Annotated in this window: 9 protein-coding genes and 1 pseudogene; 2 read left to right on the top strand and 8 right to left on the bottom strand. The window is 69.5% G+C overall.

Annotated elements, in window-relative coordinates; genetic code table 11:
* Positions 1 to 335 precede the first annotated feature (335 nt).
* The 4 genes from G3I41_RS02065 to G3I41_RS02050 form a co-directional block, all read right to left on the bottom strand.
* Positions 336 to 632, bottom strand: coding sequence for a hypothetical protein (locus G3I41_RS02065; protein WP_164398569.1), 297 nt, complete (start codon positions 630 to 632; stop codon positions 336 to 338).
* A 457-nt stretch (positions 633 to 1,089) separates the two neighbouring features.
* Complete coding sequence (locus tag G3I41_RS02060; RefSeq protein WP_164398568.1) at positions 1,090 to 1,614, bottom strand: peptidylprolyl isomerase; 525 nt, start codon at positions 1,612 to 1,614, stop codon at positions 1,090 to 1,092.
* 569 nt (positions 1,615 to 2,183) lie between these two features.
* Complete coding sequence (locus G3I41_RS02055) at positions 2,184 to 2,456, bottom strand: hypothetical protein (RefSeq protein WP_164398567.1); 273 nt, start codon at positions 2,454 to 2,456, stop codon at positions 2,184 to 2,186.
* Positions 2,456 to 2,689, bottom strand: coding sequence for a hypothetical protein (locus G3I41_RS02050; RefSeq protein ID WP_164398566.1), 234 nt, complete (start codon positions 2,687 to 2,689; stop codon positions 2,456 to 2,458). The genes G3I41_RS02055 and G3I41_RS02050 overlap by 1 nt, the downstream gene beginning before the upstream one ends.
* 86 nt (positions 2,690 to 2,775) lie before the next feature.
* On the opposite strand from G3I41_RS02050, the pseudogene G3I41_RS02045 reads away from it, so the two are divergent.
* Positions 2,776 to 2,907, top strand: a pseudogene (locus tag G3I41_RS02045) (IS5/IS1182 family transposase); the annotation flags it as partial.
* Between the two features lie 379 nt (positions 2,908 to 3,286).
* On the opposite strand, the gene G3I41_RS02035 reads toward G3I41_RS02045, so the two are convergent.
* Together G3I41_RS02035 and G3I41_RS02030 are read right to left on the bottom strand one after the other, a co-directional pair.
* A complete protein-coding gene (locus tag G3I41_RS02035) occupies positions 3,287 to 3,937 on the bottom strand; it encodes a maleylpyruvate isomerase family mycothiol-dependent enzyme (RefSeq protein WP_343242036.1) in 651 nt (216 codons plus the stop codon).
* 302 nt (positions 3,938 to 4,239) lie between these two features.
* A complete protein-coding gene (locus G3I41_RS02030; RefSeq protein ID WP_164398564.1) occupies positions 4,240 to 5,250 on the bottom strand; it encodes a DUF6083 domain-containing protein in 1,011 nt (336 codons plus the stop codon).
* Between the two features lie 648 nt (positions 5,251 to 5,898).
* Between G3I41_RS02030 and G3I41_RS02025 the strand changes: the two genes are divergently transcribed.
* Positions 5,899 to 6,105: a hypothetical protein gene (locus G3I41_RS02025; protein WP_164398563.1), complete on the top strand. Its 207-nt coding sequence runs from the start codon at positions 5,899 to 5,901 to the stop codon at positions 6,103 to 6,105.
* Between the two features lie 41 nt (positions 6,106 to 6,146).
* Here the strand turns inward: G3I41_RS02025 and G3I41_RS02020 are convergent, their stop codons facing one another.
* Complete coding sequence (locus G3I41_RS02020; protein WP_164398562.1) at positions 6,147 to 6,422, bottom strand: hypothetical protein; 276 nt, start codon at positions 6,420 to 6,422, stop codon at positions 6,147 to 6,149.
* Between the two features lie 68 nt (positions 6,423 to 6,490).
* A partial coding sequence (locus G3I41_RS02015; RefSeq protein ID WP_164398561.1) for an ABC transporter permease occupies positions 6,491 to 7,933 on the bottom strand: 1,443 nt, incomplete at its 5' end.

Below are 7,933 nucleotides of genomic sequence, written 5' to 3'. Positions count from 1 at the left end.
CCCGCGGAGCGGGTACCTCATCGCTGCGCGATGAGCAAGCGAAGCGCCGCGCTTCGCTTGGCGCGCCCTTTCCGCTTCGCTCCAAGGGCTGTGGTGCCGGCTCGCTTTGCTCCCCGCCCACGCTTCGCGTGGGGCGTTCTCTCCGCTTCGCTGCGTGAACGCAGTGAACGGGCCTCGCTTCGCGATGCCCTGACAGGCCGCCACTTCGTGGCGGCCTGTCAGGGGTTCCGCTTCGCTCCACCCCTGGCCCGTCCGCTTCGCTCCCGGGCCTGAAGCCCGCTTCGCGGGCGGCTGGCTACGGGGAAGGGTGCTGTGGGGACTCCTGTGATGGGTTTTCAGGCGTGGGCGTGACGGCTGGTGCCTGGCAGCTTGTGCGGGGCCGCGTGGTGTGCGGGGCGGCCAGTGGCGGGAATGGGCAGGCGCCGTTGGGCGAGGGTCGCTGTGGCGAGCAGTGCGGTGAAGACGGCCAGGAGAAGGACGGACACCCACATCTGACGGCTTCCCGGGGCCTGCCAGCCGGTCCAGAGGGCGGATACCGTCCAGAGCGGGACGGCTGCAGCGTAGAAGGAGCGGACGCGGCGCAGTTGCCGTGCGTTCCGCAGGAACTGGATACGTTCAGTCTTCGGTGCCATGCGGCACCGTGTACCCCCGATGCGTGATGCCGATCAGGGCTGGGCGGGGGCTTGGGCGAGGTCCTGTCGAGTGGGTGCACGCGTCTGCATCGTAAATGATGCAGCATGTAGCATTGGTGTAAAGCAGGGATATCCGGTAGCGGGGAACGGCTGCCCTCACCGGTAAGACCGATTTCTTGCGTTGGAGCCGGCCACGCGGCGCCTCCAACCCTTCCTCGCCCTCGCCCCGGGGCGTACCGATGCCAGGTGATCGCGGACCTTCACCCGCCGCCCTGGACTCCCCCTACAATGACGCCTCGATCTACGTGAACGCCGTGGCCGCCGCACGGGTGGTGAGCCGACCGGACCGGGGAGGGCTGTCCCGTCTCGTCGAAGTTTGACCGGCCAGCCAGGGCCACCGGTGAAGTTCCCGCGTCAAGGCACGGGCGCCAGCCACGGCGGTGGCCCCGGGCTGGGGTCAGCGGGTCTCGACGACGACCTTCTCGACCACGACGTCCTCGACCGGACGGTCGTTGCGGCTGGTCTCCACTCCCGCGATGGCATCCACGACCTGCTGGCTGGCCGTGTCGGCCACTTCGCCGAAGATGGTGTGCTTGCCGTTCAGCCAGGTGGTGGGGTCCACCGTGATGAAGAACTGGGAGCCGTTGGTGCCGGGGCCGGAGTTGGCCATCGCCAGCAGGTAGGGCTTGGTGAAGGCCAGGTCCGGGTGGAACTCGTCGGCGAACTTGTAGCCGGGCCCGCCGGTGCCGTTGCCCAGCGGGTCACCGCCCTGGAGCATAAAGCCCTGGATGACCCGGTGGAAGACGGTGCCGTCATACAGGGGCGCGTTGGTGGGCTGGCCGGTGTTCGGGTCGATCCACTGGCGTTCGCCGGTGGCGAGTTCCACGAAGTTCTTGACGGTCTTGGGAGCGTGCTTCGGCAAGAGCCGAAGCTTGATGTCGCCCTTGTTCGTCTTCAACGTCGCGTACAGCTCTTCAGCCATGTCGGTCCTTCGGTCCGGGGCTACGATCCTGGCCAGTCTCATGGCCGGGCCCTCGGCCCGGAGAGCATCGACACAGCCTCTTCAGCCACACGAGTGGATCACCGGTAGGGCAACCACACCGATCAAACTTCCATGAGACAAACCGGCACCGGTCAAACTTCGACGAGACGGGTCACCGGCTCGTTCGACCCGGGCGCGCAGTACGTGGTCGGCCTGGTCCAGGACGTCGAACCAGACGTAGCCCAGCGCCTGGGGGTCCACGCCGGTCAGCGTCGTCAGCCACAGATCGGCGTGTGACTGGAGCTGCTGCTCGGCAGTGCGGAAGTCCAGGACGGTTCCGCAAGGCGTCGTGCCCTCGTCGGGGTGGGACGCAGCCGCGGGCCACCCGGGCAAAGTGGGCCGGGCACACGAAGGCAAGCCAGGCCGCGCCCGGTCCGGAATCTTGCGCCGGGCCTTCGCGGAGCGTCGCGGCCTGAAGGGAGCACTCCACCAGGCCCATGCGGAGCCCACCGAGAGCGCGGTTGGCGGACAGCTGCTGGATGACGTGGGGCACCTGGCTCCCTTGGCGGTCAGACCTCGATGTACGCGACGACGACCACGGTTCGAAGAGCCGTGACCCAGTACAACAAGCGCACGCGCTCGACGTCGTCGGCGTACTCGCGCAGCAAGGGGCCGGCGGCGGTGCCGGGCAGCGGCTCGCCGACCTCGGGGTCGACGGAGATGACGACCAGGGCGCGGTCCAGGGCGTGGATGTCTGCCTCGTTGGTCAGGCTCTCCAGCTGCTTCGCGGCGGAGTCGGAAAATGTGATCCGGGCACGGCGCGGGCCGTGCTGCCTGGGCATCAGGCAACGGCCGGGCGCTGGGCGGCGAGGCGGGCGAGGTGGGCCTCGCGCAGCTCCTCCCACGGGGTGCACTGATCGGGGTCGGGCAGGCCGTTGGTGGCGATGTCCTCCAGGACGCCAGCGAACCGGTCGGCGTCGGCGCGGGTCTTGGCCGCGTACGCGCGCAACCCGTCGGCGGCCGCGGGCTCCAGCTGCCGGGCGGCGGTGTCGGCGGGGGCCGGCTGTTCGCTCATCGAGGACTCCAGAGGGCAGAACTGGCGTTGCTCACCACGGTATCGCCGGGCGTGCGGGCCCGGGAGCACTCCGGAGGAACGGGACCGTGAAACGCACGGTGGCCTGGCTTGCCGGGTGCCGCCGTCTCCACCGCCGCTACGAGCGCAAGGCCGAACACTCCTTCGCCTTCGCCGGCATCGCCGCCGCGCTCATCTGCTACCGGCGTCCGGCTGCGTGAGCCGGTTCATGCGACTCCGAGGAACCCCGGGTCGGCGCCGTCGAACTGCAGGCACGAGTCGCGGCTCAGCCCCAGGAGTTCCGCCATGGGCACCGCACGGCGACTGGTCGCCGGCAGGTCCTGGCGGGCCTCAGCCGACCACAACGGCGGAAAGGCGGTCTGCTGGTGGACAGCGGCTGGTTGCGGATCTTCGGAAGCCCGGGTGACGCCCATGCCGAGAGGAGCCGGACAGCTCCTGGAGAAGGAGCGGCCAGGCTGGATCATCGACGTTGAGCAGCTCATCGACCTCGCGCATGCCCGCATCGTCGCACCAGCACTGAAGATGCAGTCCGCCGGGCCACCTTCACTTCGATCCACCAAACGAGATGATCTCTTAAGCTCAGCGCAGTCGGGCGTGCAGGATGGCGGCCCCGTCACCCTCGAGGTCTTCGCAGGCCGCGGCACGGCCCGCCATCCCCATCACCAGCGATAGGGTCGGGCCCCGGAGCAGATGCCCCGAGCCGGTGGTGAACGGTCCGTCCGTAGCCTCGAGCCGCAGACCCGCAATCGTGGTCTCGCTCGGGACGGTGAAGTCGCGGCTGGCGAAGAACCGGGCCACGGCGGTCGTCGTGGCCACTGGGGGTGGCCGTACTAGACCCAATGGCCGACGGATGTCCTCGCTGTGGACGACGATCTCGCCCAACCAGGCAGCAGTATGTCCTGTCGGCCCGGCGGGCCCGGCGACGACTTCGCGGAAGAGCCGCAAGGTCTCTTGGGGTGTAGCACCACGGTGCTTCGCAAGCCGTCGGTCATTGTGCAGATCGGGGTCGAAGCGCGCAGCCGACATGCTCAGCAGCCAGCGCCCCATACTCGTGCCGGCACCTGCCGTCAGATGGGCTACCACCTCCTCCACGGTCCAGCGTTCGCATAGTGATGTTGTCGCCCACTGACCCGTGCTGAGTTCGGCGAGGTCTTGAGCGAGCGCGGACCGCTCTTCGTGGATTGCCCCCTCCAGAGCTCTCCGGGTCTCCAGAACGTGTGGTGCAGCCACAGGCCGGCCTCCAGGTATCGGGTGTACTCCATCAGACTCCTCTCGCAGCCCGAACTCATCGACTGCACCCACGCATCGGACCGCATCGGACGCTTGTGTTCCGGAACAACAGAGGACCTGCGCCTGTTGACCGGTCAGGACTTCGGTCTGCGCTGTTGAGAGCCGCTTGCTGACAGCAGGTCATGGCGGATGTGCATCGTGCCGTCAGAGCCGGGGGCCGCCATGATCTACGGCCCGCTGCCCTGGCTGACCGACAGGTGGGCAAAGGCTCACCGACGTGGCCGACGCCCGGTCGCCGGGGTTCAGGGAGTAGAGCCCGTCGGCTCTGCGGTGGCAGCGAGCTTCACCCAGCGTTGGTGGACGCGGTGTCGGTAGCGTTCCCGCTTCTCGCACTGCCAGCACAGCCACGTGTCCGGGTAGGCGAGGAGGGATGTGTTTGAGCACGACGGTGTTGCGCATGTAGTGCGGGTCGTGGGTCCGTCATGGATGACGACGCCGCCCCGGGTTTCCGAAATGAGGTCGTAGCCGGTGGGGCGCTCGGTCAGGACGTAGGCGTCGTGGCGCAGAGGGTGGAAAGGGACGAACTCGTTGGGGACGTGGTCAGGCTCGGATGAGTTGTGATGCTCGGGACAGCGCTGTTTCCACCAGCGGAGAGCAATGTTGAAGTCGGCTACCTGCCACGCCCAGATGATTCCGCCAGTGAGGCTCAGAACCGCCTGACCCAGTCGGCCTGCGACCTGATCCTCGTCGATAGAGACGGGTTCCCAGCTGCCTTCGCTCAGGTCACAAACGGCGTTCTCGCACCGTTGACCGGTCTGGCCGTCGCGGCCGATGCACTGCAGATCCTCGATGGCACAGGGGCCGATGCGGAGCATTCCGCTATAGGCGATGACATGACGAACTGCCTGAGTCCCCTCCGGTTCGGGATTTTCCACCTCTTCCTGGGTGGCCGGCTCTACGTACGGGATGAACTCGCCATTTTCGATTGCCACGCGCATCCGTACGGCAAGGACGCGGACGAGTTCATGGATGTCCGGTGGTAGGTCCGGGTGGTCGAACGCGGGACAGATGGCGGGGTGAGGGATGCGGCAGTAACCGTTGGAAGCATCCGTGCCGGGGTAGGCGATCCCGTGTTCCACATGCCAGCGCATTTTCGAGGGGATGCGTCGGGTGGGGAACTCAGTGGTCAGCGGGATTCTCAGGGCGTCGTACCGCTCGAACCACTCGATGGGGGTGTTGCAGTACTTGCACCGGGAGGCTCCGGCTTTCCGGAGGACCTTGGTCTTGGCTGAGCGGTGAAGATACATCGACATGACGGGTGATCCGGCTTCCGGCTTGCTGGTCTGCCTGCGCCAGAACAACGACCGCTACGGACCATGGATACGCGCGGGGGCGTGTACCTGCCCCGTCTGAGTGCGGGGTCGTCACGCGGTCTGGAGGCGCCACGTCCGAACGGACGACTCGTCGACTCGCGGTTCTTCGGCGATCTGGAACGGCCCGTGAGGCTGGCCGGCCCTGTCGGCGAGCCACGCGTCCAGGTGCGCCGCGTGCGGCCTTTCCCCCAGGCGAGTGCGCGGCATGTAGGGCAGGAGTGTCTTGGCCGTCAGGAGAGCCTCTGCCGAGGCGGGCTCTTCAGCGAGTACACGGTTCTCGTTCCACTCCTGTAGGAACAGGCTCCAGACCCGGTCGGGGTTCACGTCCCGTTCCGCCTGTACCGGTACGGGCGGGGGCGCAGAAGGGTCTGGGGCCTTGGGACAGTTCACGGAATTTCGTTCATCCCGCCAGGCCCACGAGCCCTCAGCGCCGTTGCTGTCCATGCGCTCCTCGATGTGCACACCGCAGTAACGGCAGGGCCGGGCCCGAAGGGAGCGTGGGTTGCACCGCGGACAGTCCTTACGATCAGCGGTGACACGGCGGCCGGGGCTGTAGCACGTTCCGCACCAGTCGGCAGGCAGCGGCTGATGATCGCCAAGGTAGATCGCCACAGGCTGCCCGGCCATCCGCATCATGGCTGCCGCCGTGGCCAGCTGGGCGAAGACGACAGCGGCGTCGAATCGGCCTGCCTCAGCGTGCTGCTCGGCCGCTACGAAGTAATTCTCGCTGTCCATCGATTCCTCCTGAACGCTCGCTGGCCGCTGGACGCGGGCGGTACAGGACTAACCGGCTGATCAACGCCGAGGTTTCGGGCGGCCACATCATGAGGTCGGTCTCAGGTCTTCTCCAGGGGGAGCCAGGCCCCGGAATGGGGCGGGCGCGGCGACGGGACCCCCGGGAGCAGGCCCAGCACGGCGACGGCGGCCACGCCGGCCAGGAGCAGCAGCGTGGAGCCGGCGGTCCCGTTCGCCGCCTCGGGTTCCAGGCCGGTGAACAGGTCCGTCAGCTTCACCTCGCCCGGTTCTCGGCCCTCGTACCAGGGCTGGAAGGCGCTGAGCAGCAGAGCCGCCGCTCCGGCCAGGGTGAGCAGGACTGAGGCGGTGCGGGCCATGATGCGGCTCCTCGATCTCCTGTACGGGTCGACGCGTCGTTGTCGGTCCTGTGCCGCCCGGCGGCTCGTCAGGAACGGTGCAGGGCCGCCGGGCGCCGGCGGCGCAGTGCCGGGCGGGCCGGCAGGAGGATGCCCGCGGCCACGGTCACGACGACGACCAGGACGATGGCCCCCACCTGGACCGGTGGCAGATAGGGCAGCGACCCGGTGACGGACAGGCTGAACGCGGTGAGGGGGATCAGGGCGGCCAGCGCACCGACCACCAGTCCGGTGACGGTCACGATCGCCGCCTCGACCCGCAGCATGCGCCGGACCTGGCCGCGCCCCGCGCCCACCAGCCGGAGCAGGACCAGTTCCTGGCGGCGTCCGATGACGATGAGCACCAGGGTGCTGAGGACGGCGACGACGGTGAACCCGCCGACGACGGCGACGGCCGCGACGGTGAGTACCTGGCTCACGCCCCGGTCCTCGGACTGGAGGTGTTCCGGGCTCGGGTGCGCGGTCACCCGTGCGCCGAGCACGATGCCGGAGAGCGCCTCGCCCACCGCCTCGCGCACGGCTGCCCGGTCGGCGTCCGGGGCGGTCCGGGCGAGGATGCGGGTGTCCAGCGGCGCGGTCACGTGCCGTGCCAATGCCTCGCGGGCGAACAGGAAGTCGCCGAGAGCGAGGCCGCGTTCGTAGACCGCGACCACCCGCAGGGAGGCGCTGACCCCGTCGCCGTAGCGCAGCCGGACTGTGGAGCCGACTCCGGCGTCCAGCGCGTCGGCCCGGGTCGCACCGAGCGCGACGGTGCCCTCACGCAGGTCCTTCAGGGAGCCGGAGGTGACGTCGGGGTCGAGCGTGGCGGGCAGGGCGCCGGGCGTGACGCCCAGCACCGGGAGCCGTTCGAGGACGGGGTCGCCGGCCTCCTTCCTGGCGAGGACGACCGTGCTGTGGAGTGTGCCCGTGGCGGCCTCGACGCCCGGTACGGCGGCCACGCGGCGGGCGGCCCCGGCGGGCAGTCCGGCGTCCTCGGTGGTCACGACGAGGTTCGCGCGCGTCGCCTGCCGCGCCTGGGCGCTGCCCTCGTGGTCCATGGTGGCGCCCGCCGTGAGCTGGACGCCCACGAAGGCGACGACCAGGGCGACCGGGGTGATGGCGGCCCCCAGCCGGGGCGAGTTCGCGGTGGTGGACGCGGCGGCGAGGTGGCCTCCGGCGCCGCCGAGTCTCCGGGCGGGCGGTGCGAGCAGGCGCATGGCTCCCCGGGCGATCCACGGGCCGAGGAGCGCGCAGGCGATCACCAGGGCGAGGGCCGCGCTGCTCGCCGCCATGGCCGCGAGCTCGCCCGACTGCAAGGCCGCGGTGCCCGCGGAGCTGAGGCCGGCGAAGAGCACGACGAGGCCGGTCACGGTGCGGCCCCGGCCGGGCCGGCCCGGTTCGCTCTGGGCTTCGCCGAGCGCCTGGGCGGGTCGGATCCTGGCGATGCGGCCGCAGGCCAGGGCGGCGGCGACCCGGGCCACGGCCAGGGTCAG

Origin of the sequence: Streptomyces sp. SID9727 (genome assembly GCF_010550605.1) — a bacterium.
In the GTDB taxonomy this organism is placed as follows: domain Bacteria; phylum Actinomycetota; class Actinomycetes; order Streptomycetales; family Streptomycetaceae; genus Streptomyces.
Note: the sequence above shows the minus strand (reverse complement) of the source record. Positions and strands in the feature narration are given on the sequence as shown.